The 25931-nt window shown below is 52.1% G+C and carries 27 protein-coding genes; 20 read left to right on the forward strand and 7 right to left on the reverse strand.

What is annotated here, in order from left to right; genetic code table 11:
• Positions 1-195 precede the first annotated feature (195 nt).
• Together ACLD72_RS11320 and ACLD72_RS11325 are read right to left on the reverse strand one after the other, a co-directional pair.
• The gene (locus ACLD72_RS11320) at positions 196-1686 is read right to left on the reverse strand and encodes an ATP-binding protein (protein ID WP_411002651.1); all 1491 of its coding nucleotides are present in this window, start codon (positions 1684-1686) and stop codon (positions 196-198) included.
• Positions 1671-2354: a response regulator transcription factor gene (locus tag ACLD72_RS11325; RefSeq protein WP_411002670.1), complete on the reverse strand. Its 684-nt coding sequence runs from the start codon at positions 2352-2354 to the stop codon at positions 1671-1673. The genes ACLD72_RS11320 and ACLD72_RS11325 overlap by 16 nt, the downstream gene beginning before the upstream one ends.
• Positions 2355-2542: 188 nt before the next feature.
• On the opposite strand from ACLD72_RS11325, the gene ACLD72_RS11330 reads away from it, so the two are divergent.
• Positions 2543-3247: a YceI family protein gene (locus ACLD72_RS11330; protein ID WP_411002650.1), complete on the forward strand. Its 705-nt coding sequence runs from the start codon at positions 2543-2545 to the stop codon at positions 3245-3247.
• A gap of 98 nt (positions 3248-3345) precedes the next feature.
• Positions 3346-4521, forward strand: coding sequence for an oxalate decarboxylase family bicupin (locus ACLD72_RS11335; protein ID WP_411002649.1), 1176 nt, complete (start codon positions 3346-3348; stop codon positions 4519-4521).
• Positions 4522-4534: 13 nt separating this feature from the next.
• On the opposite strand, the gene ACLD72_RS11340 is transcribed toward ACLD72_RS11335, so the two are convergent.
• Together ACLD72_RS11340 and ACLD72_RS11345 are read right to left on the reverse strand one after the other, a co-directional pair.
• Positions 4535-5092, reverse strand: coding sequence for an RNA polymerase sigma factor (locus ACLD72_RS11340; protein WP_411002648.1), 558 nt, complete (start codon positions 5090-5092; stop codon positions 4535-4537).
• A 155-nt stretch (positions 5093-5247) separates the two neighbouring features.
• Positions 5248-7011, reverse strand: coding sequence for an ABC transporter ATP-binding protein (locus tag ACLD72_RS11345; RefSeq protein WP_411002669.1), 1764 nt, complete (start codon positions 7009-7011; stop codon positions 5248-5250).
• Between the two features lie 355 nt (positions 7012-7366).
• Here ACLD72_RS11345 and ACLD72_RS11350 point away from each other — a divergent pair, with 355 nt between their 5' ends.
• From ACLD72_RS11350 to ACLD72_RS11375, 6 genes are all read left to right on the forward strand, one after another.
• Entirely contained in the window at positions 7367-7549 is a 183-nt protein-coding gene (locus ACLD72_RS11350) for a CLI_3235 family bacteriocin precursor (protein ID WP_411002647.1), read from the forward strand.
• Positions 7550-7629: 80 nt separating this feature from the next.
• On the forward strand, positions 7630-9054 hold the full coding sequence (gene ccpM, locus ACLD72_RS11355) for a Cys-rich peptide radical SAM maturase CcpM (RefSeq protein ID WP_411002646.1): 1425 nt from the start codon (positions 7630-7632) through the stop codon (positions 9052-9054).
• A gap of 27 nt (positions 9055-9081) precedes the next feature.
• Positions 9082-10200, forward strand: coding sequence for a TIGR04066 family peptide maturation system protein (locus tag ACLD72_RS11360; RefSeq protein WP_411002645.1), 1119 nt, complete (start codon positions 9082-9084; stop codon positions 10198-10200).
• Between the two features lie 12 nt (positions 10201-10212).
• Positions 10213-10506: a hypothetical protein gene (locus tag ACLD72_RS11365; protein WP_411002644.1), complete on the forward strand. Its 294-nt coding sequence runs from the start codon at positions 10213-10215 to the stop codon at positions 10504-10506.
• A 115-nt stretch (positions 10507-10621) separates the two neighbouring features.
• Positions 10622-11302 carry a DUF6033 family protein gene (locus ACLD72_RS11370; RefSeq protein WP_458475769.1) on the forward strand — a complete coding sequence of 227 codons (681 nt, stop codon included), beginning with the start codon at positions 10622-10624 and terminating at the stop codon, positions 11300-11302.
• 37 nt (positions 11303-11339) lie between these two features.
• Positions 11340-12923 carry a S8 family serine peptidase gene (locus ACLD72_RS11375; protein ID WP_411002641.1) on the forward strand — a complete coding sequence of 528 codons (1584 nt, stop codon included), beginning with the start codon at positions 11340-11342 and terminating at the stop codon, positions 12921-12923.
• Here ACLD72_RS11375 and ACLD72_RS11380 read toward each other — a convergent pair.
• The 3 genes from ACLD72_RS11380 to ACLD72_RS11390 all read right to left on the reverse strand — a co-directional run bounded on the left by ACLD72_RS11380 (position 12884) and on the right by ACLD72_RS11390 (position 14357).
• Positions 12884-13282, reverse strand: a complete 399-nt coding sequence (locus ACLD72_RS11380) for a hypothetical protein (RefSeq protein ID WP_458475770.1) — start codon at positions 13280-13282, stop codon at positions 12884-12886. The genes ACLD72_RS11375 and ACLD72_RS11380 overlap by 40 nt on opposite strands.
• Positions 13283-13285: 3 nt before the next feature.
• Positions 13286-13885, reverse strand: coding sequence for an ImmA/IrrE family metallo-endopeptidase (locus tag ACLD72_RS11385; protein WP_411002639.1), 600 nt, complete (start codon positions 13883-13885; stop codon positions 13286-13288).
• A 118-nt stretch (positions 13886-14003) separates the two neighbouring features.
• Positions 14004-14357, reverse strand: a complete 354-nt coding sequence (locus ACLD72_RS11390; protein ID WP_411002638.1) for a helix-turn-helix domain-containing protein — start codon at positions 14355-14357, stop codon at positions 14004-14006.
• Positions 14358-14873: 516 nt separating this feature from the next.
• On the opposite strand from ACLD72_RS11390, the gene ACLD72_RS11395 reads away from it, so the two are divergent.
• The 12 genes from ACLD72_RS11395 to ACLD72_RS11450 all read left to right on the forward strand — a co-directional run bounded on the left by ACLD72_RS11395 (position 14874) and on the right by ACLD72_RS11450 (position 25888).
• Entirely contained in the window at positions 14874-15368 is a 495-nt protein-coding gene (locus tag ACLD72_RS11395; RefSeq protein WP_128634731.1) for an ArpU family phage packaging/lysis transcriptional regulator, read from the forward strand.
• A gap of 1323 nt (positions 15369-16691) precedes the next feature.
• The gene (locus ACLD72_RS11400; RefSeq protein ID WP_411002637.1) at positions 16692-17588 is read left to right on the forward strand and encodes a hypothetical protein; all 897 of its coding nucleotides are present in this window, start codon (positions 16692-16694) and stop codon (positions 17586-17588) included.
• A 5-nt stretch (positions 17589-17593) separates the two neighbouring features.
• Positions 17594-17878 (forward strand): hypothetical protein, encoded by a 285-nt coding sequence (locus ACLD72_RS11405; protein ID WP_411002636.1) that lies wholly within the window; start codon positions 17594-17596, stop codon positions 17876-17878.
• A gap of 2 nt (positions 17879-17880) precedes the next feature.
• Positions 17881-19338 (forward strand): phage tail sheath family protein, encoded by a 1458-nt coding sequence (locus tag ACLD72_RS11410; RefSeq protein WP_411002635.1) that lies wholly within the window; start codon positions 17881-17883, stop codon positions 19336-19338.
• 22 nt (positions 19339-19360) lie between these two features.
• Positions 19361-19777, forward strand: a complete 417-nt coding sequence (locus ACLD72_RS11415; RefSeq protein WP_036620917.1) for a phage tail tube protein — start codon at positions 19361-19363, stop codon at positions 19775-19777.
• A gap of 43 nt (positions 19778-19820) precedes the next feature.
• On the forward strand, positions 19821-20285 hold the full coding sequence (locus ACLD72_RS11420; protein WP_036620919.1) for a phage tail assembly chaperone: 465 nt from the start codon (positions 19821-19823) through the stop codon (positions 20283-20285).
• A gap of 208 nt (positions 20286-20493) precedes the next feature.
• Complete coding sequence (locus ACLD72_RS11425) at positions 20494-22272, forward strand: hypothetical protein (RefSeq protein ID WP_411002634.1); 1779 nt, start codon at positions 20494-20496, stop codon at positions 22270-22272.
• A gap of 16 nt (positions 22273-22288) precedes the next feature.
• Positions 22289-22924: a LysM peptidoglycan-binding domain-containing protein gene (locus ACLD72_RS11430; RefSeq protein ID WP_411002632.1), complete on the forward strand. Its 636-nt coding sequence runs from the start codon at positions 22289-22291 to the stop codon at positions 22922-22924.
• A complete protein-coding gene (locus ACLD72_RS11435) occupies positions 22921-23922 on the forward strand; it encodes an XkdQ/YqbQ family protein (RefSeq protein ID WP_411002631.1) in 1002 nt (333 codons plus the stop codon). Before ACLD72_RS11430 ends, ACLD72_RS11435 begins: the two co-directional genes overlap by 4 nt.
• Positions 23912-24316 (forward strand): hypothetical protein, encoded by a 405-nt coding sequence (locus ACLD72_RS11440; protein WP_251595846.1) that lies wholly within the window; start codon positions 23912-23914, stop codon positions 24314-24316. Before ACLD72_RS11435 ends, ACLD72_RS11440 begins: the two co-directional genes overlap by 11 nt.
• The gene (locus tag ACLD72_RS11445) at positions 24309-24770 is read left to right on the forward strand and encodes a DUF2634 domain-containing protein (protein ID WP_411002630.1); all 462 of its coding nucleotides are present in this window, start codon (positions 24309-24311) and stop codon (positions 24768-24770) included. Before ACLD72_RS11440 ends, ACLD72_RS11445 begins: the two co-directional genes overlap by 8 nt.
• On the forward strand, positions 24770-25888 hold the full coding sequence (locus ACLD72_RS11450) for a baseplate J/gp47 family protein (RefSeq protein ID WP_411002668.1): 1119 nt from the start codon (positions 24770-24772) through the stop codon (positions 25886-25888). Before ACLD72_RS11445 ends, ACLD72_RS11450 begins: the two co-directional genes overlap by 1 nt.
• Positions 25889-25931: the final 43 nt, after the last annotated feature.

Consider the following 25931-nt stretch of genomic DNA (forward strand, 5'->3'; position numbering starts at 1 on the left):
ATTTGAACCACCCGTTTCGAGGAGTTTCGACGAAAATCGCATGCACTTATGCATTTCGTGCTTTTCGTGGGATATGGCATCGCTCGAATTGGCAAATCAAGCAGCCGAAGCCGTCAAGCGATTATCGGCGCCTATTTTGGAGGAGCATGGCCGCTAGTTAGTGACAGGCGGCCATGCTCTTTAAGCTTCAAGCGCTTAACGGCCGGTATCCGCCGCCGCCCGCTCAAGGCTGTGTTTACGTTCCGGCTTTTGTTCCCAGTCCTTTTGCTTCCAGTTCGGCTGTTCCCGCCGCAGCTTAAGCATAAACGTACTCCCCACGTCCGAACTGCCGGCAAGCGTAAGGTCGCCGCCTTGGGCGCGGGCGAGCAGCCGGCTGTAGGTCAAGCCGAGTCCCAGCCCGCGCACTTTCCGCTTCTTGGCTTGCCCGCGGTAGAACTGCTCAAAGATATGCGGCTGCTCCTCCGCCGATATGCCGCTGCCGTTGTCGCGGACGTGGATATCCAAGTATCTGTCGTGCGGAATCAGCCGGATAGCGACACGGAGCGGGCGTTCGTCCGCCGCGGCTTGCAGGGCGTTGTTCAGCAGATTCACCACGATTTGCTGAATCCGCAGGGCATCCCCGAGGGCGACAAGCTCCTCCCCGCCGGGTTCGATCGTCACGGAGGCTTGCTCTTCCTCATGGAACAACCCCCATTGATAGACGATTTCCTCAATAAGCAGCTTCACATGAAGCGGGCTGTTCTTCACTTCCAGGCTGCCAGAGGAAATGGCATTGTAGTTGAGCAGGTCGGCAACCATCCATTCCAACCGTTCCGATTCTTTCAGGGCGATATCCAAAAATTCCTCGGCTTCCTCCCGGTTCACCACCCCTTCGCGCACTGCCAGAAGCAAACCTTTGATGGAGGTGACCGGGGTTTTCAACTCATGGGTTACTCCGGCAAGCTGCAGCGCCCGCCACGCTTCCAGCTGCTTAAGGCGGACGGCCATGTCTTTAAAGGAGCCGATCAGCTCCTGGATTTCGCGCTCCGGCGTGGCGATATCCAGGTTGACGTCGTAAGAGCCGGCGGCGATCTGCCTGGCGCCTAGGGCGACGCGGCGAATCGGGCGCGACAGCTTGCGGGATAAAGCGTAAAGCGTGATCCAACCGCACAAAATGAGCGTCAGCAGCAGCAGCACGACCAAAACGATTTCGTTTGGACTATAGGTCAGCGAGCGCTTGGATTGAAGCAAAGCGACCTGTCCTTTTTTTTCGCCCCCGCTCATGATCGGAGTCGTTACCGCCATAAACCGGTTGTCGCGCGACTCGGCCAGATCGTCCGTCAGCTTATGCTTTAGATCTGTATTGCTGATTTTCGGCTTGGAGAACACGAGTTTCCCCTGATTATCGGTAATAATCAGACAAAGCTCGTCTTTGTCCAGATTGAAATAAACAAACCGGCTTTTCAACAAATGCTCAAAATCGGGCGGAATGACAATTTCCCCGTTTGGGGAGGTAACCCGTTCCGATATTTCCTGGCCGAGCAGTCCGGTCGTTTTCAGCCGGCTGTCCCTCGCCGTTTCCCGGATCCAATACACCGCGGCCACGGTGATAATGGCAAGACCCAGGCACAAGATGGCAAAATACCGCAGGGTCCAGTAAGACAGGATCGAGGTTTGCTTAGGTTTTGGTTTTATTCTTTGACCCATAATTGATACCCCATTCCCCGCAGTGTGCGGATTTCACCGTCTTTCGCCGGCCAATGCGACAACGCTTGGCGAAGCCGCTTAATCGACAGATCGACGGCCCGGTCGCTCCCATCATAATCCATCCCCCAAACCTGCTCGATCAACTGTTCACGGGTAAAAGTCCGGTTGGGCCGCTCGGTCAAAAAAAGCAGCAAAGCCAACTCACGGGGATTTAACGCGACCTCGGCCCCGTTGACCAAAACCTGCTTGGCGGCCAAGTCGATGTGCAGGTTGCCGTAAATTCTTGTGCTGCGTTGGTCATTCCAATGCGGCGGCCGGCGCAGCACGGCGTTGATCCGGGCGATGACCTCCTCCGGGACGAACGGCTTGACCATGTAATCGTCGGCCCCTCCGTTGAGGCCGTTGAGCCGGTCCGATATTCCGTCCCTCGCCGTTAGCATAATAACGGGGCAGGCGCTCTTTTTTCGGATCGCGGTCAGCAGGTCCATTCCGTCCGAATCGGGCAGCATGAGATCCAGCAATATCAAGTCCGGGGCCTTGCGGTCGAATTGCTCCATCGCCTCCGCGCCGGTGGCGGCCCTGACGGGGAGGTGGCCTGCTTTTTTCACGTATGCGGCGAGCACGCGCGAAATCGCTTCCTCGTCTTCAATAATAAGAATGGTCTTCACGGAAAGCTCCTTTTTCTCCAAATCTCGTTGTTTACATGAATACCATATGCCGGACCCGTCCGCAAGCCCCGGACCCACGGGAATTTTCAAAAAATCCAATTTACGGAAAAAATATTGTTCTGACATCATCCCGACACATTCAACTGGTAGTTTATGTGATAAATAGGGATTAGGAGGTTTTCTGAAAAATGAATAAACAAACGAGAAACTGGATCATCGCGGGCGGAACCGCTGCAGTGATTTTGATAGGAGTCGGCGGTTATATGTTTATGGACAGTTACCTGGGGAACAAGGTGGAGATCGTGGAAGCCATTCCGGCAAGCGGGGCTGTGGCCGAAGCTTCACCGGACGGAGAAAAACCGGCCGTAACCGCCGAACAGTTGAACGGGGAATGGAGCATTACCGACGCTTCCAAGGTTTATTTTTCCGTGACGACTTCGCGCGAAACCGTAAACTTTGAAAATGCCGCGGTCAGCGGAGCATGGACGATCCAGCTGGACCAGCCCGAAAACATGAAGGCCGAAGGGACCTTGGAGATGAGCGAAGTCAGCTCCGGGAACGGCCAGCGGGACGAACATATTAAAACCGCGGACTTTTTTGATGTAGCGCAGTATCCCCAGGCCACATTCACCGCCGCCTCTTTTGAAGGACTGCCCAGCGAATGGGAGGAAGGGACGGTTTACGACTTTAAGATGGCCGGAACGATCAACGTCAAAGGGATTGACAAAGAGGTCACATTTGATGGACAAGCGCTTTACCAGGACAACCAGGTGAGATTATCCGGCACAACGACCGTGACCTTCGCTGATTTCGGCTTGCAAAATCCGCATAATGTCGTCTTGGAAACGGAAAACGACATTTCGGTCCGGCTGGAACTGGTGCTTGAGAAATAGATACACGCCAAACAAACATAATTGGCCGGCGGGGTGAATAGGATCAATTGATTAAGGAAAATGATGCCGTACTTTCGGCAGAGGAGTGATTGATCCTTATGGAGAACCGTATTCCTGATGAACCTCGTTCCGGAGGCGTGCCTATTCCCGAGCCCATTCGTCCGGACGGCAGCGGGGCGACGGATCCGGGGCCCCGGGACGTCATGCGGGACTTGGAAAATCCGGATATGCTGGTTCCTCCGGTCACGGACCAGGGGTTGATTCCCAATTTGAAATTTTCGTTTTCCGACACGCACATGCAATTGGATCACGGAGGCTGGTCACGGGAAATCACGATACGCGAGCTTCCCGTCGCGACAACGCTGGCTGGCGTGAACATGAGACTGACGCCGGGCGGGGTGCGGGAGCTTCACTGGCATCAGCAGGCGGAATGGTCGTTTATGATCGATGGCAAAGCCCGGATCACGGCTGTGGATCAAGACGGGAGAAATTTTATCGCCGACGTTGGCGTAGGGGACCTCTGGTATTTTCCGCCCGGCATCCCCCATTCGATTCAAGGGTTGGAAGAAGGCTGCGAATTTCTGCTCGTGTTTGACGACGGACATTTCTCCGACATAAATACGCTGTCGATTTCGGATTGGTTTGCCCATACGCCCAAAGAAGTGCTGGCCGCCAATTTCGGGGTTCCCCGCAAAGCGTTCGACCATATCCCGAAGGAGCAGGTATATATTTATCAAGGCCGGGTCCCCGGCCCGCTGGAAAGCCAAAAGATTACTTCACCGTACGGCGAAGTCCCGGTCAGCTTCAAGCACCGGATGTTGGCGCAAAAGCCGATAAAGACCCCGGGAGGAAGCGTCCGCATCGCGGATTCTTCCAATTTTCCCATATCGAAAACGGTCGCCGCCGCCCTGGTTGAAATCGAACCCGGAGGCATGCGCGAATTGCATTGGCATCCGAATAATGACGAGTGGCAATATTATTTGTCGGGCCAAGGCAGGATGACCGTTTTCGCCGGACACGGAGCGGCGCGTACGTTTAACGTCCGGGCGGGGGACGTGGGTTATGTGCCGTTTGCCTTCGGGCATTACATCCAAAATACGGGCGACAAAAGCATCTGGTTTTTGGAAATCTTCAAAAGCGACCGGTTTGCGGACATCTCCTTGAATCAGTGGATGGCTTTAACGCCCAGAGAGCTGGTGCAGAGCAACCTGCATGCCGGCCCATTGCTGATGGACGCGCTGCGCAAAGAAAAGTGGCCGGTGGTGAAATATTAGTGAGCAGGTAAGGTTACTGCTCTGATTCAATTACAGAACTGACAATTTGCTTGATGGATTTACGCAAACGGCAGATTCTTGTAGTGGTTGCCGTATGGGAAATTTCATTCGAAGCGGAAATTTCGGCTACGGTTTTTTTATGAACAAAATAGTCCAAATAAAGCGCGTATTCCTGATCCTTGAGGTTTACGAGAATGTCTGCTTTCATGTTCTCAATATCAATCTGACTATCCTGCAGCCATTCCATCTCTAGTTCCGCAGAAGGACTTGAACAGGTAGTGTTGTCGGCAAGGATTGCTTCATGCTTTTGTTTGGAGCCATAGGTGCGAAATGATTTTCTTACCAAATTTTTTGCCGTTGAAAAAAGCCATCCTTTGACACAGGGATGGCTCTTTAATTTCTCGGCATGTTTGCCTGCCAGTAGAAATGTTTCTTGAGTGCAATCTTCGACTACATCGCGGAATTGAACGTCGTTTTTTACTAAGTGCTTGCAAAATTGGTATACCTCTGCATAATATTGCTCACAGATTTGGCGAATAAAATCATGGCTACAAGTAGAAAGTTGACACATGGATTACTCCTCCTATCTGTTTATAGCGGTAACAGGAACAACCGCAAGCACAGCGATTGGTAAAAAATGATTAAAATACATAATAATTAATAATTTACTAAATTATCTCAAAATTCATTTGTTTGTTCAGTATATTTTGTCACATATCCTCTGGTTTATATCTGAGATACCGACCGCTTCTCTTTATAGGCCATGAACATATTTTTGTAAATATCATTATTTTCCAACAAGTCTTGATGACAACCAACCTGAGTTACTTTCCCTTGATGCAGCAAAATGATCTTGTCCATTTTCTCAAGAATATCGGCTTTGTGGGTAACCAGAATAACGGTTTTGTCCTTAAGTCTGGTGTCCAGCAGCCTGTTGATGTTCAATTCTGAGGAAACATCCAGATTGGAGGTTGCTTCATCCCAAATAAATACGGATTTATCGCTGACAAGGGCTCGCGCCATCGCTATTTTTTGTCTTTGCCCTCCTGACAGCATGGACCCGTTGGGACCTACCTTGATCGGTTCTGCATGGGTGGCTGCGAACTCGGACAATTGGCTGGCTTCTACCGCTTTTTGAATGTCCTCTTCGTCAGCCGTCGAGCCAAACGCAATATTGTCCAGCAGTTTAGCGTCGAACAAATAGACCTGCTGGGATACGACTGAGAACTGAGCGCGGTATTTTTCCAATTCCCAAGCTCGTATATCCGTTCCGTCAACCCGGATCGTTCCGGCGTCAGGGGTGTGGAAGCGCAAGATAAGTTCAATGAGGGTAGTCTTGCCTGAACCGTTTTCACCTATGAGCGCGACCTTTTCCCTGGCGTTAATTGCAAAACTGATATCCGTCAGAACCGGCTGTCCGGACGTATAAGCGAAGGAGACATGGTCAAATTCGAGATGTTCTTTAATTATTTGCCGCTCCTGAACAGGCGGATTTGACATTTCCTCCGTCGTTACGCTGTCGGTTTCTTCTTCATCCCATTCAAGAAATTCATAGAAACGTTTTGCTGAAGGAAGGATGCCCGCAAGCATGTATCCAACCATTAGGATGGAGGAAATAGGCGCCGTTACGTAAGCACTGTAAGTGATAAAAGCAAAAATGCTGCCGACGGTAAGCTGGAGCTCGAACACGAGATTGGCGCCGATGATGTAGAGAAAGGTAATCAAGAGCTGCAGGAGCACGGATTCGAATGCTGCATTCCAGGCTTCCAGCAGAGCTGCTTTTTTCTGATTTTGAACTACGGTATGCAGTTTAGTTTCGAATTCCTTTCGTTTGTCATTCACCATTCCGAAAAGCCGCAATTCCCTGATGCCTCCGAATGTATCGGCGAACCAGCCGGCAAACTCACCGGATGATTCAATGTACGTATGAACCAGGCGTTTTCTTCTTTGAGAAAAAAACTTGACCGTAATAAATCTCACCGGAATAAAGGCGATTACAGCCAGGGCGAGCCTCCAGTCGATCAGGAAAAGACCAGCCATCCCTCCGATCATGCTGAACATTTGCGCAAAGACAAAAAAGACACCGCTGTCCGCAACGGCAGCCATATTTCCTACATCGGTACTAATGTGATTAAATAGCTGTCCGTCGTTGGTCCGGCTAAAATGGCGCAGCTTCAGTCTGGAAAGATGATCGTAGGCCTGATCGTAGAGGCCGCAAGTGATTTGGAGACTGATTTCGGCGCGGATTTTTTCTTTGAATATCCCGAACAGCCGATCGGCGGCAACAAGCCCCAAAGCTAAAGAGGCGTAGCCGGCGATGGCCATAAGATCATTTTGAAGAAAACCAGCGTCCATAATTTGTTTGGAAGCAAGGGGAATGAGCAGATTGGCCCCGGTAGAGGCCAAAAGGCAGACAAATACTGCAATTATAGGCTTAAGATGAGGCCTGAATAGGCGCATCAGCCTTAAAATAATCTGTTTATCTGTCATCAATCTCTCATCTCCTTCATGAGGCTTTCTTACTAATAGATTTGTTGTCATTCAACAAGTTCCAAAGTTTATGGTCAATCACCGATCTGATTGTGAACATTTACCAACAATAGAATGTTATAGTCGGTTAAAAATAAGTAGTGAAAATTACCCAGAATATATGTGATTTTCCTCTATCTATGGAATTAGTAAAAGTGAAAGCGAGAATTGCGGATCACTTATTCATAATGGTCACCTTGTTTCAAAGGCATGTATGGTGTCGCAATCTATAGGGCTCTTGAGCCGGGACGGAAGACGAGCCTGCTTTAAGGGCACTTTCATAGATTGAATCTGACTAAAGAGAGGGGGACAGAACATGAAGAAGCTGGGCAAAAAATCGAATCTTGTTCAGGAAACGCTTGAAGCCTACGCAGCCTGCAATTGCAGCTATCCTTGCATTGCCTGCAGCTGCACGTCTACTTCCGCGCCAAACGCAACAATGGTTCAAGTGAACAAAATTCAAACGGAAATGGACTTCTTGCTTATCCGCTCACTCTAAAAGTTTGGGTTGGATCAGTCAGCGGCCGGGGCGAATTGCCTTGGCCCCTGACTGCCAATAAAAAGGGAGGGCTGAAATTGATGAATAAACCTTTAATTCATATATTTCATACACCAAAACACGGTTATTTGTTTGATGCGAATACAAACGCAATTGTCCAGCTTGAGGATTCCGTTCTGAATGCGGTACAGGCCGGTACGCATGAAGATGAGGACAAGCCCAAGGCGGCGGAATGGAATGAACTGGTTAGCAGAGGTTATCTTTCAGCCCGGCGGGACTTCGAAATGCTTCACCCGATGGATGAAACGCTGGAATACGACCTTGACCGGCGACTGCGAACAATGGCTCTTCAGGTTACGCAGAACTGCAACCTCAGGTGCAAATACTGCATTTATTCCGGAAGCTATGCCAACCGAGTGCATTCCAATAAGAGAATGAACCGGGAAGTCGCGTTTCGGGCGATTGATTTTTTTATAAACCATTCCGTCGACTCACCGGCAATTAACCTGGGGTTTTACGGAGGAGAACCGCTGCTGGAAATCAAGTTGATCAAGAGCTGTATTACATATGCCAAAAAAAAAGCCGCGGGCAAGACGATTACGTTTAATCTCACCACGAATGCTACACTGTTTGATTTGGAGACCATCCGATATTTGAGCGACAATGATGTCAGAATGACAATCAGCTTGGACGGACCTGAACAAACCCATAACCAGAACCGGGTGTTTGCCGTAAACGGCTGCGGTACCTTCGAAACCATCATGGACAATCTGGAACTGATTAAAGAGCATTTCCCAGCCTATTTGTCCAAGATCAGCTTTAATGCGGTGGTAGACCCAAGTCAGGATTTCAATTGCGTCAACGATTTTTTCTGCAGCTATGAGATGATCAAGGATATGTTTACCTCGTCGTCTCTGATTAACGATACTTACAGCAAAAATGAGGTCCCAATCACTCCGGAATACAGCAAGTCCATGAATTATGAAATATTCAAGTTATTTTTGTGGAGACTTGGAAGACTGGAACAGAAGCATGTATCAAAGTTTGTTATGCCGTATGACGCGCAGCTCACGTCCGGCATTCACAACAGAATTAAAGTTTCTTCCGCCCGTTTTACGAAGGATCACCCCTCCGGACCTTGTATTCCGGGAGTACAGCGCCTGTTTGTAGATGTTGACGGCAATTTATACCCCTGCGAACGGGTAAGCGAGACCTCGGAGATAATGAGGATCGGAAATATCACGGACGGGTTTGATGTGGAGAAGGCACGTAAGATTTTGAATATAGGCCAGTTAACGGAGAAACAATGCCGGTCATGCTGGGCGTTTAGATTTTGCACGCAGTGCGCGGCTACGGCCGATGGTATTCATGAGTTATCCTCCGCGCTTCGTCTGCAGAATTGTAGCCGAATCAGGTCATCAACAGAGGCGATGTTTAGAAGCTATTGCGTGCTGCGTGAACTGGGATATGATTTTGAAGATTCGCCGGAAGAAGCGCATCTATAAGTCTTTACCGGAAAGAAGGGATGAAGGATGAAGAAACGAGCGGTTGTGTATCCGTATGACAAGGAATCGGCCCCCCTTCTCAGATTCAGGGAATTGCTGGTGGAATATGAGGTTGTGGCTGCCCTTGCACCACCGGGTTTTGGCTTGACGGGGAAGGATGCCGGCATCGCCATTGGCGGTGAAACGATTGGGATTAGGGTAGGTGAATCTATCGAGCATATCTTGGAAGACGTGGATGCCGTGATCGTTCCTCAACCTGAGAACCATGTCGGCTTTGATGTCATAGGCTCGGAATTAACAAAGGCAGCGCTGCGGGGAAAAGACCTTGTGTTTCTCTACAAGCCTGCAGACTCGGAGTATGACGAGCTTTTAAGAGTATGCGCCGCCAACGGCACGTCATGCAGTTGCTTGGAGAACGGACTACGGAATGGAAACTGCGCAACTTACCGGCCTGACAATGAACAATTGCTGCCCATCCATACCCCGGTTTTGTTCGTAGCGGGACTGTCGGAACGAACGAATAAATTTGACATCCAGTTGGGGCTGCGGAGGTATTTTCTCGAAGAAGGGTACCGGGTCAGTCAGATCGGCTCCAGAGCTTATTGCGAAATTTTCGGATTTCGGTCGTTCCCGGCTTATATGTTAGAGTCCTCGGCAGAATCCAGCAAAATCATATATTTTAACCGTTTATGCAAGCAGATCGAAAGGGAGGAGAAGCCGGATATTTTGATAATTGGGATTCCCGGTGGCATCATGCCCTACAATGCGACGTTTACCAATAAATTCGGCGTCCTGGCCTTCGAGATATCCCAGGCAATGTCTCCCGATGCTGCCGTATTGAGCCTTCTATTCGAGGACGTGGACCCTTTATATTTGGACAAGCTCCATACATCGGTTAAATACAAACTTGGCTTTGAGGTGGACTGCTTCAACTTGTCCAATCAAAAGTTCGAATGGAATATAAGCAGGCAAGAGGGTGTCATGAATTTCATGACGGTGGGAACACAAGGAGTGGACAAGAAAAAAAGCAACCTCTCCGATTCCCGATTTACAATATTTAATTCCTTGAATCAATCGGATATGACGCAGCTTTCATGTCATCTTGAAGGGAATTTGCTCCGCTACGCTGCAATGCAGGAAATGTAAGGGGGGGACAAAATGACGACTGCAATCAAAGAACGGGTGAAGGAAGATCTGTTCCGGCTTCTTGTCGAAGTGTTCCGCGCCGACCCGCAAAAGCTTGCTTCTTGTCATGGAGACGAGGAACTGCTTGGTGCAGGGATTGGTTTTTCGCCGGCGGATTTATTGGTGTTGTTTTTTGAAGTCGAGAAGAGATTTAACGTGCGCATCCCGGAAGAAGCCATTGTTAACGGTCGATTCAGCACTTTAAATCAGATCGCGGAGCTCTTGTCCGCAGAAACGGAAATAGAGAAAACCAGCGAGCTCATCTAAAGAAATTTATTCCACATATTTCATGATATGGCATACACTTTTTTTGGGAATTTGACGATATTTAAAGTAAATGGCTGCCCATGCCAAATTTGATGAAGTACCGGAGGTCAAAGGAATGATGCAAGGAATACAAGCTTCGTTTGGTTTGTCCCAGCGGATTTATTCGTCAAAGGTTGCCAAGCCGGCCCCCCAATCGGGCTTCGACAGCAAGCTGGATCAGACGGGTACGGAACGCGTCGCTGGGGAACTGATGCAAAAATACCAGGTGCCTGTATCCATTCGGGCCGTCCCCAAAGGGCAAAAGGAGGTAACCTCCGAAATTATGCGCGGAGCGCTTGGCACCATCACAATCGCCCCTTCGATTGCGGAGAAGATGAATACCGACGCCAGCGTCAGAAACGAGGTGGAGCAGCATATCCAGCGTTATTTTCGCGATCAGCAAAGCCTTGAAATTCAGCTTGCGGCGACCGGAGATGTGCCGACCGCTTCAGGAATCATCATTCATGAGGATGGAACTTGGACGCATTGGTCCGGCTGCGCCCCTTCACCCGAGAAGATGGCGCGGATGAGGAGAGAGGAGGAAGCAAAGAAGAAGGAAGAGCGCGAGGAGCAGGTTCGATTGGAACTCTACATGAAACGCTCCAATCGAGATCGTTGGATGGCCATGAAGGCCGATATGCTTGACTCCGGTGCCTTAATGAACGTTGTAAACATTACAGCAAATGAAGAGTACTCCAATATTCCGCCTCAGTTGGTGGCATTGAGCCTTGCAGGTGCCCTGAACAGGCCTGAATAACGGCCGGCAGTAAGATGGTATAGGGAGGAAGATGGACTTGAGTTCATCGCGGGTTCATGTGGCGATTATTGATGAGGGAGTGGTGCCTACTGCCGTCCCGTTTAATCTGCTGAATCACATTGAGATAACAGCCGATCTGAAGGCCAGAAAGCTGGACCCTGCTCAAGTCATTCCCAATAGTCATGGCACGTTGTGTGCGGCAATAGTCCAGTCTTATTTCCCCGGCGCTGTGATCAGTAGTGTAAGGATATTAGATCATTCCAGAGGTAAGGCAGAGCAATTGTATGCTGCCCTTAAATGGTGTCTGGACCATCAAGTGAAAGTAGTTAATATCAGCCTGGGAAGCCAGCATTTCCGGGACCGCCTGCCGATGAGCCGAATCATTAATGAAATGGCTTACCGGGGACTGATCATGGTCTGTGCCGGGCAAAATGATGGAATGATTGCGTATCCGGCCTCTCTGTCCAATACAATCGGTGTGAAAAGTGATCCGGGAGGTTCGCTCAAGCAAGGTGAGTATTTGTTTCATGATGGCCCGGAGGACGGAATTGATATTAGCGCCTATTCAGAGCATTGGCTAAGCCTGTCCTCCGGACAGCGTGTTCAGTGCCCTCCATTCAACAGCTTTGCGGCACCGTTGATAACTGCGAAGGTGTGTGAGATCATAAGTGAATCCCCTGCCTGCGGCATTAACGAAGTCAAGATTCGTCTTAGAGAGCGTGCGGCCCGAAAGGAGCAAAACGCAGGACAGGGGTTATTATTGAACGGAGGATACCCGGACTGGATTGGGCGAGCCATCATTTTCTCTGTAGAACAGGAACGCCTATCGACTCAAGCGCCATATTGGTTTTCCGTTGCCAATGAACTGCAAAGCACTAAGGAAGAAGTCGTGGCAGCAGCGGGTAAGGAGGCGGAGGATAGATCCAACAGCGATGTAGACACTTGGGTGATCAAGGATGGCGGCAACCTTAAGCCGTTTTATCTTCCCGATCTGCTCAAGCTGGCACAAAAGCATGGCAAAAATCTCATTTATTCGGGGGATGGCGGGCTGCAACCTAAGCTCTTGGTTCAGAGGGCGGCTTACCGTTCATTCATCAAGTATTGGGACAGCGGCTGGACGGAGCAAAGGCTGCGGAAGTATGGAATAAAGGAAGGCGTCGACGTGGCGCCTCAACCCTTGCCGGACGTTCCTTTTGTTCAGGTTGTTGCCGATCGGACAATGGATATGCTGAACTGCCTGTACGGGGTACAGCAGACTTTTGCCGCCGAAGGCTATCATGCTTGGATATGCGTGGACGATTCGTCGGCAGCATTGCATGGCTTTCATTATTTCCCAATATATTTGCTTCGTGAGAAATCAACTCAGGTTGCTGCTTATTTGGCAGAGTACATACATAGAGCAAGTGTAGATATCGTGGTATTCGGATTATACCGGGAATCACCGGTTCAATGTGAATCTGATCAGGCTTTTGAATCGGACATTCGCCTGGACATCGGCCCGGATAAAGTTACCCTGGCTGCCGAAGGCAAAATCATGAGATTGCCGCCCCTGGAAGAAGGGGTGGCTGACATCAAACGAATTTATAATGGTTTGAAGCAATGGCTGGTGGACCCGGACTGAAGGGTCAGCACTACTTCCACATCGGCCATCTGGACTACGAGTTGCTGGATTTCCTCCGCATTTCCGTGCCTTTGGGCGATGCTGGGGAGAAGGATGCCGATGATTTTGACCGATGCATGTTCCGGACTATCCAGCGTTTCCCCATCCGCCCACGGCACCTTAGGAAGCACCAAATCCTCCAGCAGGACGGACACGCCGGGAAGATCGCCAAAATCCTCGGGTTCGAACGGTTCAAACGGGCCGGAAACAGGTATGTATATGGTTTGTGTCCAGTCGAGCTCTCCGGGACGGGCTCGGACCACAAGCTGCAGAGGACGGGGGGCGTCATCGTAAAAATCGCAAAAAGCCGCGATCCGCATCCGTTACATTCCTCCATTTCCTTTAATTTGACGCTCCAGTTGGGAAAGCACCCTTTGGGTTTCGCTCGACCATCCTGGAGCCGTTTGCTTTTGCCGCCGATTCGCGGCCTGGGCTGCGGCGATTAGACTGCCGTGCAGCACCCGCCGCTGGATTTGATCGAGCCGCTGCTCGGCCAGCGTAAGCGGGACCTGAAATTGTTCGGCGATGTAGGGAATCGCTTCGCCGCGATGGTCCGGCACGGACAGCTTGGCGAACATGTAAAACGGCACGGAGGCATATAGCACGAACTGCTCGGCTTCGCTTTCCTGGGCGTTTTTGAACAACGCGTTCATGTGCCGCTGATCCCCGGCATGCCGGAGCACATGGCACAACTCATGGAAAAAGATAACCCGGGCTTCCGTCGCATCCTTGTATTTGTTCAGAAAAATCACTTTCTCTTCATTATCGGAAAAGGATGGGCAAGATTCATACACCAGCTCCACGCCAAAAGCTTCGGCAAGCCGCTCAATGTCGAGATCAGCCGGACTCGTAATCCCATAGTTCAGGCATTTCGTGTTAATCCACTGCTCCAGAAGGGTCTCATGATAATAGGCGTATAACATCCAAAAACCACCTCGAATAAGAATGTATGTTCGGTTTGAAGTCCGAAATAAGGGCCCCGCAATCAGGGCCGTAACGTGCATTATGTAAAAACCGGATGTTGATCGGCATTCCTCTTGATTACTTCGGTTCATCTCTGCCCAGCAGCTTCTTTTTCTGCTCACGGTATGCTTTTAAGGCAGCTTCCATCATGGCGATTTCATCGGCCGTATACGCTTCGGGGCCGCCAAAAAAAGACATATTGCTCCCTTTTTCCCCGGAAGGGGACGGGTCCTGCGTACGGCCCAGCAAATAGTCGGCGTTCGTATCCAGGGCGTCAACGATCTTCCGAAGTGATTCCGGATCGGGCTTGCGGTCGTTCGTCTCGTATCTGGACAGCTGCGCCACCGACATTTCCGCTTTGGCAGCCAGGTCTTTTTGCGTGAGGTTATTTTGTTCTCTTAAGATTTTGATCCGCTCGCCTAGCGTTTGCATACATACTCCTCTTTCGCCGTTTAATTCAGTATATCATAAATTGACAGAATGGTAAATAAGAAAAGATGTTTTTGAATGGGATGACGAAATGGCAAAATTAACAATGCCCTGCGCTTGAACTTTAATGAATTCCGTACCTATTTTACCCTGTTCGATAGCAATTATAAGAGGAATTAGGTAAATGAGTTAAAGCAGCTTACTTTGGGAGATATACCTAAAGTAACCTTTTTTCTATACGTTCGTCTATATAATAAATGGAAAAATTAAGGTGATTACAAAATTGCCAAAGTGGTAATTTGATATATTGACATTGCCAAAATGGTAATTTATAATTAGGATACAACTTACCAAATTGGTAAAATTGAGGAGGGGAAATAGATAAGAAGGAGGTATGCAAAACGGCAGCGGACAAGCAGAGGTGTCCGGAGTTACCAAAATGGCATTGATTTAGAACCCGTTTTTATAGATCAGAGAACCGCGGCATTCATTTTAACATAATGGACAGGAGGGCTTCTAATGGGAAGAAGACGGATTCATGTATATACTACATTTTTTAGTTCGGTGCCGGTTGATGAGGCGGCCACCCGGTTGGCGGTGGAAAAACGGTTGGAGGAAGTGAGGCAGTTCCGGCAAATCGGAATGATCCGGCAGGAGGCGATGATTACGCCCGGATATGAACCACGGTATCATGGCGCTACCTATCAAGTCAGCAAACCAACCGAGCACCTGGCGATTCGGAATGCCGACAAGGAAGCGGAGCTGATCCGGAAATCGGAACTGCTCGACATGGCGATGGAGAAACTGTCGGCGGATCAGCGGGAAGTGATCGAGCGCAGCTATCTCAGCCCGGAAGGGGAATACGATTTTATCAGTTGCGGCGAAATGGGCATCAGCGACCGGACCTACCGGCGGATCAAAGCCAGCGCCATCCGCATATTGGCGGCGGCGATGAGGCTTGAGGTTTATGAGGAGCAAGAAGAGGCGAAAAAAACGAAACACGAGGTCGGCTGATGCCGGCCTCTTTTTAACCTTATAGCCAGAATTTACAAAATTTCGGGTATGGTAGAGGGCGATGCGCAGTTAGAGAGGGGAGGAGAAGAGGGACCTGGGGGCTAAGGGACACCAGTGCCGTTATTTGCGAAAAAACGGGAGTTTGCAAAATGTAAACGGACACAGATGATCTTATTTACCTCAAATCGGCCTGGATGAACGGGTTTAGAGCGAAATAGGGTCGCCAGTGTCCGTTAGGCTGGGAAATACCTGGGAAATGGGCGGAAAAGGTCGCTAGTGTCCGTTAGAGCAGCGTACACTGGATGTAGACTACAGATGGAAAGAGCCGAGGTACTTGACGCTACTGTTTCATGAAAGAAGGGGAAGGTTACTCAAAGAACCGAAGAAGGAACACCCATCCCTCCAATCGCTCCAAAGTAGAAGCCAGAGCCATTAAAGGACGCCGTCAGGCGTTTTTCTTATTTTTCAGATGAGAGGGAGCATCTTACCTGTGTTTTTGCGGGGGGATGCTCGAAGTCACGCGCAATACCGGCAAAAAGGGCTCAACCTAGAAAGCGGTGATGACAGCCGGCTGCCGGAACAACCAGCGTTGGCTGATTGTGGGCTGGCCGTGGCTGGCTGTTGGCTGACTGTTAGTTGACTGGCGGCTAACCGTAGGTTGGCCGTTGGCTCACCGCCGGCCTTCAAAAAATAGCGGAACTTTATGTACTTATATTCCGGAACCTAGCACGTTTATCTCCATTAGCGACATTTTATGTACTTATTTTCCTAAGAATGGTCCGGAACATGGGCATTTTCTTGCGACGAGGGAAAATAGCGGCATAAATTCCCCCTATTTCTCTCAAATGGATGGATGTGGCTGGAATAAGGACGTTTTTTGTACTTATTTTTTACGCTCGAGCTTTACGCCGAAGAGTTTCTCAGGCAGCGTGGTTTTTGCAGAAACTTTTTCGGGCATTATACCTTTTCTATGCGCTTTTCACGCACTTGTCCGTTTGCTGTCCGGTGAATGTCCGCCGCTTGTCCGCTGCTTGTCCGTTCGCTTGGGTTTATCCGTGATAAATTGGTAATGTGGAAATCAGGGACACCTGATCTGATCCCGACTATAAACTTTGCAAAAGCCGCTGAGCCATCAGCGGTTTTTGTTTTGGAAGGAAGGATGCGTGTGCGGAAAAAGAGCAATAGCCCGCCGATAAAGGCTTCGGCGCAGGTCTGGGCTCAGCCGGAACGCTGCCGGGACTGCATTTGGGGACGTTTTGAAGGAACCAGACAGTTTTGCAGCCTTCCGCGCTGCGTGATCGATGAGTTTCACCTGGAAAGGAGGTGAGCATCATTGCTAGAGATGCAGTAAGCGTAATTCGCGGCAAACTGCTGGAATCCGTGCCGGAGTTGAAGGAAATATACGATTCGCCTCCTCCGGCCCAAGCGGGAAGCACGCTGCCTTTTGCGGTTGTGCGGCCGGTCGGCGGGGACAGTGCCGGCAGTCTTTGGAAAGGGCTCAGGCTTTTAAATGAAATCGATCTCTATGTATCCGCGGCTGTCCCGGAGGAATTGAATCGGCTGGGCAAACTCGTCGTCAATGCACTCGACAAGCAGTTGCTGCAGGCGGAAAGTGGAGAGCTTTGGGCCGGTTTGTATATGGGGATGTCGAGCTCAGTAGACGTCATTGACGAAGAACGCGGGGCGGTAAAGCGCGGGATGCAGATTGCGCTGCTATCGCCGCAGCCTGTCGCGGAGCCGGTGCAGATTACCGGCGATTTGTGGCTTACGGCGTTAGCCGACTGGACGAAGCAGACGCTTGGTCCGGAGTGGGCGGCGTTCTGCGGTGCTTGGCCGCCTGGCCATGCAAGGCCCGCAGTGCTGTGGCAAATGATCGGCATGGACGTGCGGACGCTTGGCCCGTCATCCTATGAGATCGAAAAGCGGATGACCGCGTTTTTTCGGGCCGAGGATGCCGATCGGGAGCACACGGGCATGTTGAAGTTGCTTGAGGCGTTGGGCGCTGTGGTGAAAATCCCGCTGGACCGCGCGGAGCGGACGTTTCTGCGCATCGGCGAGCCAAGTATGAGCGTGCTGGCGGCCGGCTCGGGAACCGGGGCGGCAACGGGGACGACAGCGGCGGTGGGGCCGCTGACCGTTTCGCTAGTTCGGCGCACCGCCAAACCGGCGGAGGAAGCGCCGCTCATGCAATACGTCCATTATCAATCCAATATGAGGTGAGGCAAGTGGCAGGGAAAAAGGGAACGACAGCCACCAAGGCAGTACAGACGAAGGCGGCTCAAGAAGCTGCTGCTGCGAAAGTCGTGGAAGCTGGAGCTACAGTTAAGAGTTATCCGCTTCATGAACTGATGGCGGCGTCCGAAAAGCTGCTGGGGGTCAAGCCGGAGGTGCTGGCCGGAGCTGTGGCTGGGGCCGGGGCCGGAACTGGCAAAGAGATGATGCAAGTGGAGATGCAAGTGGATGAGGCCAAGCGGCTCGTCAAACAATTTTTGGGGAAGAAGGTGCTGTAAAAATGGCAGGAGGAACATGGAGTTTAACAGATCAGCCGGTATTGCCGGGACTGTACATGAATTTTGTGAGCGCGGCGGGGACCGCGATTGGGTCGGGAGCGCGCGGTGTTGTTGTCGCTCCGGTCAAAGCCCACTGGGGACCGGTGGGACAATTCACGGAGGTGGCGAACGAAGCGGCGATCCGGGAGCTGTTCGGGGATGACGACTCCGATGGCGCATCCGCGCTGACGACGCTGTATCTTGCACTGTTGGGAGGGCCGAAAAAGCTGCTCGCCTACCGGATCGCCGCCAGCACGGCGACAGAGGCGTCGCTGACGCTGAACAATGCGGAAGGCGCCGCTTCGATTTTGCTCAAGGCCAAGTACCCGGGCAAACGCGGCAACAGCTTCAAGGTTACGGTTCAACCGAGCCTGTCGGTTTCCGGCAGCAAGGAATTGAAGCTGTATGAAGGTTCGACGCTGCTGCGGACGTTCCCGCTGGGCAGCGGATCGGCCGAGCTTGCGGCGGCCGCGATCAACGCGGACAAGGCCAACCTCTGGATTACGGCGGAGGCGGCTGGCGAAGGTACGTTGGCCGATGTGTCCGGTGCGGCTTTGACTGGCGGGGAAAGCGGCATTTCCGGCATCACGAACGCCGATTATGTGGCGGCTATCACCGCTTTTGAAACGCAGGACTTCCACGTACTAACGCTCGACGGGGTGTCGGATCCGGCACTGCGCACTAGTATTGTGGCCTGGGTGAAACGCGTCCGCGAAGAGGGCAAAGGCGTTCTCGCGGTGCTGGGCGGCTCGGCAGCCGACGATACCGGGGCCGACGCGGTGAGCAAAGCGATCACGCGCAGCGCCGTCATCGATTATGAAGGCGTCGTCAACGTCGGTACCGGCGCGGTTTTGAACGGCAAAGAGTACAGTTCCGCGCAGATCGCCGCTTGGGTTGCCGGTTTGATCGCCGGCCAGTCGCTCAAGGAATCGACGACGTATGCATCCTCGCCTTTCGATGATGTCACGCGGCGCTGGACCCGCTCCGAACAGGAGCAGGCGGTGCAAGGCGGGGTTTTCCTGCTCGTCCACGACGGCCGCAGGGTGAAGGTGCTGCGCGGTGTGAACAGCTTGATTTCTCCACGCCAAGGCCAGAACAAAGGCTGGAAAAAAATCCGCAAAATCCGCGTCATCGACCAGATCAACGCCGATTTGCAGCGCACCGCCGAGGACTATTACATCGGCAAGGTGAACAATACCGAGGAAGGCCGGCTGGCCCTGATCGGCGCCGGGAAGCAGTATTTGCAGACGTTGGCCGCAGAGAGCGTCATTGAGGCGTCGGGCTTTGACGTCACGCTTGATCCGCGTTTCTATGGCAGCGCGCCGCAATTTGTCCCTGAGGATGATCAGGTTTTCCTGGCGTGGAAGGCGGACGACACCGATGTGATGGAACAAATTTTCGGCACGTTTTACGTGCAATAATTTTTGAGGGGAGAGCTTATCTATGGCACAATTTCTTGATCCCGGCCGCGTGATTATGGGCACGTACGGGCAAATTTTTATTGAAGGCCAGTGGCAGTCGAATTTGAATCACCTGGAGGCCAACGTCGAAGCGGAGAAAAAGGAACTGAATCTCGTCGGCACCGACTATACCGTTTACAAGCTGGGGCGCAAAAAAGGGACTGGAACGATGAGCGGCTACAAAGTGACGTCCGACATGATCGCGCGGGGCTTCCAGAAGTTTTCGATCATCCATAAGCTGGACGACCCGGAAGCCTACGGCTTCGAGCGGATTCAGCTGAACAACTGCATGGTGGACAAAATCCAGCTGGCCAACTGGACTGCGGGCGAAGAAGTTACTGAGGAAACGCCGTTTACGTTCGAATCGTACGAGCTGCTGGACCCGATTGTGGCGTCTTAATTTTGGTTATTAGGCCAGTTACGAAAAAGAAGGAGGAACCATTTTGAGTCAGGATGGACTGTTGAATGAGCAGGAAATTTTGGACGGTCTTTTTGAGACGGCGGCGAATTTGCCGGAAGAGACCGTTTTTATCGGGCGGCTGGGTTTAAGGGTCACGCTGCGCGGACTTACGTCCAGCAAGGTGGATGCGATCCGGGAGCGGTGCACGATCCGCAAGACAACGAAAGGCCAGGTCACGGAAAAAATCGACAGCGAGCTGTTTAACGCCGCATTGATCAAGGAAGCGACCGCCTCGCTGGAAGTGGTTAAGAAGCGGGAGAACGGCGGGGAAGCACAAAGTTTGAAGCTGAGTGGCTGGGGCGACGACCGCCTGATCAGCCGGCTGAAGCTGTCCGGCGGGGAAGAGGCGGTGCGCCGCCTGCTGCTGGCCGGGGAACTAGACGCCGTTGGCGATAAAGTGCTGGAGATTTCCGGCTTTGGGGTCGACATTGATGACCTAAAAAACTGATCGGCTCCGGCGGCACGACGACGCTGTTGTTCCATTTATGGACACGGCATCATCTGCGCCCCGGGGAATACTGGTCGCTCCCCAAAGGAGAGCGTCTGCTGCTTAGAGCGTTTGCGGAGCGGGAGCTGGAGATGCAGTAAGCGTCTCTTGGCTCCCGGTTTTCCCGGTTCCGGGCAGACAGGCGAAGTACGGAGAAAGGAGGTAACGAATGGCCGACAAAGAGATCTACGAGCTCGATATCGAGATCGATAACCGCGACATCGACAAAACGCAAAAAAAGCTGCGTTCCCTGGATAAGCTGCTGCAGCAAACCCAGCGCCGCGCCGGGCTTTTAGGCAAAACGCGACTCAAACCTATCGTCACGCTGGACGACCGTTTTTCTTCCGCCGCCCGTAAAATCGGCGACACGCTAACGCGTCTGCACCGCACCACGGTCAAACCGGTCGTCCAGCTCGACGACCGCGCGTCCAAAGCGGCTGTTAAGCTTTACGCCACGCTTGCGGCGCTCAGCGCCCCCCGTTGGCGCGTATCGGTCGCCGGAGTCGACTGGAAGACCGCGGTTGGGGATTCTTTTACGAAATGGATAAGCTCCGACGGTAAAAGCACGATGCAGCGCATCTCCTCGTCGATCGCCAGCGCGCTTGGTGATGGATTGAAGGAGAAGATCATACAGGAGTTAGGGTTTATAAAGGTGCCCGAGAAAAAGAATTCTGGACAAGGTGGAGATGGTAAGAAACAGAGGAGCGGAGGTTCGGGAAATCCGAAAAGGAAAACCCCTCCGTCTTTCGATTTTTTGGGGGTTCCAAAGCTTGATGCTTTTAATTTTCTATCTCGCCAGATGACTAAGATATTCCCCAATAACATTTCAGGTCAAACTGGCGGTCCATCAAGCCAATTCCAAAATTGGATTCGTAAAGCACCAATGTATGCAGAAGCAGGGATAAGATCGGGTCAATCTTTCTTTAAATCTTTTTTAACCATGCTTGACCCTCTACAAATAGCTGAAAAGCTGGGAGCTAGCAAATGGGGGCCTGTTCAGGCAACTCAAAAAGTTTTTTCCGGACTGGGGATCGAATTCAAATCTAAATCCGGTTCTCCACAGGAATCAGGGGAATCCTCAACTTCTTCCAAAAAGCAGTCTCCTCTGCAGGATGTTTTGGATGGAACTTTCAAGGTCTTAGACTTTGGGGGAAAGGTCATTCAGGAGTACTTTAAGGATCGTTATAAGGAACTTCTTGACCTGAAACTAATAGAAGCGAAGGATTCAGTTAAAAATTGGTGGCAAGCTAAATGGCCGGGGTTTCGATCACGCCTTGAGCCTAAAATTTCTCCCCAAAATATGAGACGATTAACGAATGCGGGTACGAAAAGTCTCAGATTTTTAGGGAATGTAGTCACCCCAGTTGTAAAAAGATTAGGGGGATATGCCGGGGTGCTTATGGACGGCATCGAGATATTTTCGGCCAAGCCAGGCAAGGAGAGGTATCAAAAAGTTACATCTGCCATTTTGGGAGGAGTGTTAGGAGCCCTCGGGGGAGGGCTCGGAACTTTGACTTCTCCAGTTACCGGTCCAGTTGGACCTGTTGTAGGTTCTGCCCTTGGAGCTACTGTCGGAGGTTTATTAGGCGATCCTTTAGGCAGCTATATTTACGATTTATTTCATGGGAAAATCGAGCAAAAACCTCAGGCATATTCCGACCGTGAAATGGCACCCAGCGTGCAGGGAATTACTCCGCCTGAACCATTCGTTCCTAAGGTCATGGGGACGCCTGTTCCTAATTTTTATGAGTTGCCTGAGGAACTAAGGTCCAAAATTGGTGGTCCCGGTTACTTCAATAAACCGGCAGCTCCGGTCAACGTTTCCTTATCCCAAGGCGCCATCAATCTCACTGTCAACAAAGATGAGTTAGACTATGAAGAATTGGGAAAGATAGCGGGCCAGAAATTCGCCAATGAGGTCAGGTTCGCCATGCAAAATCTGAAGTAAGGGGGCGATGAGGAAGATGGAAATCCATTTGAAAGACGGAGCGGGCAATGACTTTTATTTTCCGGTGAATCCGGACGAAATTAGGATTTCCCGCGGCAAGGCGCTGGAGACGGTCAATATTTTGTCGCTGGGGGAATACGATTTTCCGGCTGGAGAGAAGGTGAAAGAGATCGCCTTCTCTTCTTTTTTTCCGGCGGTCTATGATCCGGGATACTGCAACTATGAAAAGCTCCCCGACCCGCAGGAGGCGATGAATCAGCTGACCACGATGATGAACGGCAAATCGCCGGTGCGGCTAATTATTTCCGGTACGGCGGTAAATGTGCTCGTTACGATTGCGGCGCATAACAGCAGCTTTAAAGGCGGGGAGCCGGGTGACGTTTACTTCGACCTGACCACCCGGACTTGGCGGGAAATGAAGGTTCATACGGCAGCTTCGGCGGGGGCTTCGGCCAAAAAATCGACCCGTCCGGATACGAAAAAGCCGGCGAAAACCTACGTCGTCAAATCCGGCGACACGCTGTCCAAAATCGCCAAACTGGAGCTCGGCGACAGCTCGAAGTGGCAGCAGATTTACAAAGCGAATCAGAAAACGATCGGCAAGGACCCGAACAAAATCAAGCCCGGTCAAAAGCTGGTGATGCTGCAATGAGTTACGAAGTGGTACTGCAGAACAAATATTATTTGCGCGAGCTGGTGGAAGGGATCTCGCTGAAGGATTCGCTGGACCAGATTTCTTACCAGGGGACGATACAGCTGAAAATTCCTGCGTCTTTTCCCGGCATTGAACCGGGGCAGGAAATCCGCATCAGCGGAGTGCCGTTTAACGGGGACGGCGGCGTTTCAGGCGCTGGCGGCAAAAGCATGGTGCATCTGCTCCACCCCGGCGTCGTTTGGGAATGCTCAAGCTCGATCAAGCAGACAAAGCATATGACGGTGACGGTGTACGATCGAACGATTTATTTGGCGAAATCGGAGGATGAGTGCCTTTTTCCGGCCGGGGGAACGGCCAGCCAACGCCTGCGAAAATACGCTGCGGACTGGAACATCAAGCTCGATTCGGTCCCCGACACGAAAACGAAACTGAAAAAAGCCGTCTACCGGCCGCAGACGCTTTACAGCATGATCATGTCCGATCTTAAAGAGACGGTTAAGGCTGGAGGCAACATGTACATTCCGCGGATGATGCCTGCCGGACTTACGCTTTTTCAAGTCGGCAGCAACAAAACGGTCTGGGTGCTGGAGCAGTTGGAAGAAGCGACGCAAAACCGCACGCTGGAAGGCGCGGTCACGCGGGTGAAGGTTATCGGCACCGAGGATCAGAAGGAAAATGCGCCATCCAAAGTGCTGGCCGTAGCGGATGGGGAGACCGCCAAATACGGCGTGCTGCAGCGGATTGTTCAGGACGAAAACGTCAAAACCGCCAGTGCCGCCAAAAAGTTCGCCGAATCCATGCTGATGGGTCTGGGACAGACCTTTAGCGTCACCTGTGTGGATCTGAACACGGTTCGTGCCGGGGATAAGGTGAATTTTAACGGATTGAATTTGATCGTGACGTCGGTCTCCCATGAGTTAGGCGAGCCTGGTCATATGACGCTGGAGCTGGCGACGGAGGCCGACGTGAAAAGGAGGTATTTTCTTGACAACTGATCCATATGCGGCTTTGGCCGTTTCGCTGCGGGAAAATGCCGCGAGGAAAGCGGCGGAAGCTTTGGCGGGCGTTTCGGCCGAACTGGGGACCATTACGAGGTCGGGGCTGAAGCTGGACAACTTTAAGCATGAAATCCAGGATTATTTGGTCGCAGAATTTCCGGGGACGTTGAAGCTGCCTGAGTTAGCGCTAACCGGGGAGGCTGGCTGGCTGGATGACGAAAGAGAACGCATCGTGGAAGTACAGCAAGGTGAATTCTCTTTTGAACCCTCGGAAACCGCGGGAGTGGCGTTGACCTTGCGGTACCAGCCAGGCGACCGGGTGCTGGCGCTGCCGATTAACGGCGGGAATGATGCGATCGTCATTTGCAGGGTGGTGAGCGGGAATGGCTAATCTTTTTCCGGAAGCGGTGGTGGATGCGTGGTCCTCTGCCGAAGAAGAAACGCCGGAAACGACGAATGATGAGGTGGCTTTTGGGCGAAGCTGGCGATTTGATTTTGGGGCCGGGGAGTTCGTAATGACGCCCACGCGAAAAATAGCCCGGGCCGACGACACCGCCGCCTGGGTGGTATGGTGTGAAAAAGCGATCCGCACGCCGCGCTACCGGCATTTGATTTATTCGCGGTCGTACGGGCAGGAATTCGAAGAGCTGATCGGCAGAGGCTACAGCCGCGCCGTCCAGGAAAGCGAGATCGAGCGGATCGCAACGGAGACGCTGATGGTGGATCCCCGCACTTTAAGCGTGGGGGATTTTTCTTTTTCGTGGCAGGACGATGGATGCCGGTTTAGCTGCCGGGTGAAAAATGTCCGGGAGGAAGAGATGATCGCGGAAGGGAGTGTGACATGATGGCAGAGTTGCCGCTTTATTTGCAGGATCAAACGGAAGAACAAATTATGCAGCGGATGCTGGCTCGGGTGCCTTCGGATATCGATAAATCCGAGGGTTCTTTTATTTGGGACGCCGAAGCCCCGGCGGCTTTTATGCTGGCGGAGGCGGCGGTTTGGGCCCGTCAGGTGCTGGAGCGCGGGTTTGCAAGCACGACGTACGGAGAGTACCTCGATTTGCGGGCCGCGGAGCATGGGGTGACCCGGCGGCCGGCTGTGGCGGCGACGGGCATGGTCAGGTTTACCGGGACGCCCGGGAGGACGGTTCCGGCGGGAACGATCGTGGCGACGCCGGCCGACGAGGTTACGGCGGAAGCGTCGATCGAATACGAGACGACGGTGGCGGTAACCCTGGATGAAAACGGTGGGGGAAGTGCCACGATTCGGGCTGTTGTTGCCGGGCAAGCGGGCAACGTGCCGGCGGGCGTGATCGAGATTATCGCGACTCCGGTGAGTGGCGTCACGGCGGTGACAAACCCGGAAGAGACTCGGGGCGGCGCCGATACCGAGTCGGATGAGCTGCTGTTGGAACGTTTTTATTCCCAGGTGCGAAACCAGGGGACGAGCGGAAACAAAGCGCAGTATATGAAATGGGCCGGAGAGGTGCCCGGCGTCGGCGGAGTGCAGGTGGATCCGTTGTGGAAGGGGCCTGGGACGGTAGGGATTTTTTTGCTGGACACGGAAAAGCGGGCGGCCAACGAGGAAATTGTGGCGGCGGCGCAGGCTTACATCGATCCGACCCAGGATGGACAGGGAGAAGGCATGGCACCGGCGGGACCGATTGTCACGGTGCTGGCGGCCGAAGAGGTGCCGATCGACATCCACGTCAAGCTGACGTTGGCGAGCGGGGCGACGCTGGCCGAGGTGCGTAAGCGGATCGAAGACGGCGTGCGCGCTTATTTGAAGCAGCTGGCTTTTACCGATCCGTTGGTGCGTTTTACCCGGATTGCAGCGATTCTGCTGGATATTCCGCCGATTATCGACTACGCCGAGTTGACGGTGAACGGGAACGCGGATACCAATTTGGAGATTTACCCGGGACAGGTCGCGGTGCTGGGGACGGTGGAAGTTTATGAGTGAGTATGTGCTGACTAACATAAGGAGCATGGGCGAACCTTTGCTG

Source organism: Paenibacillus lacisediminis (assembly GCF_046567315.2).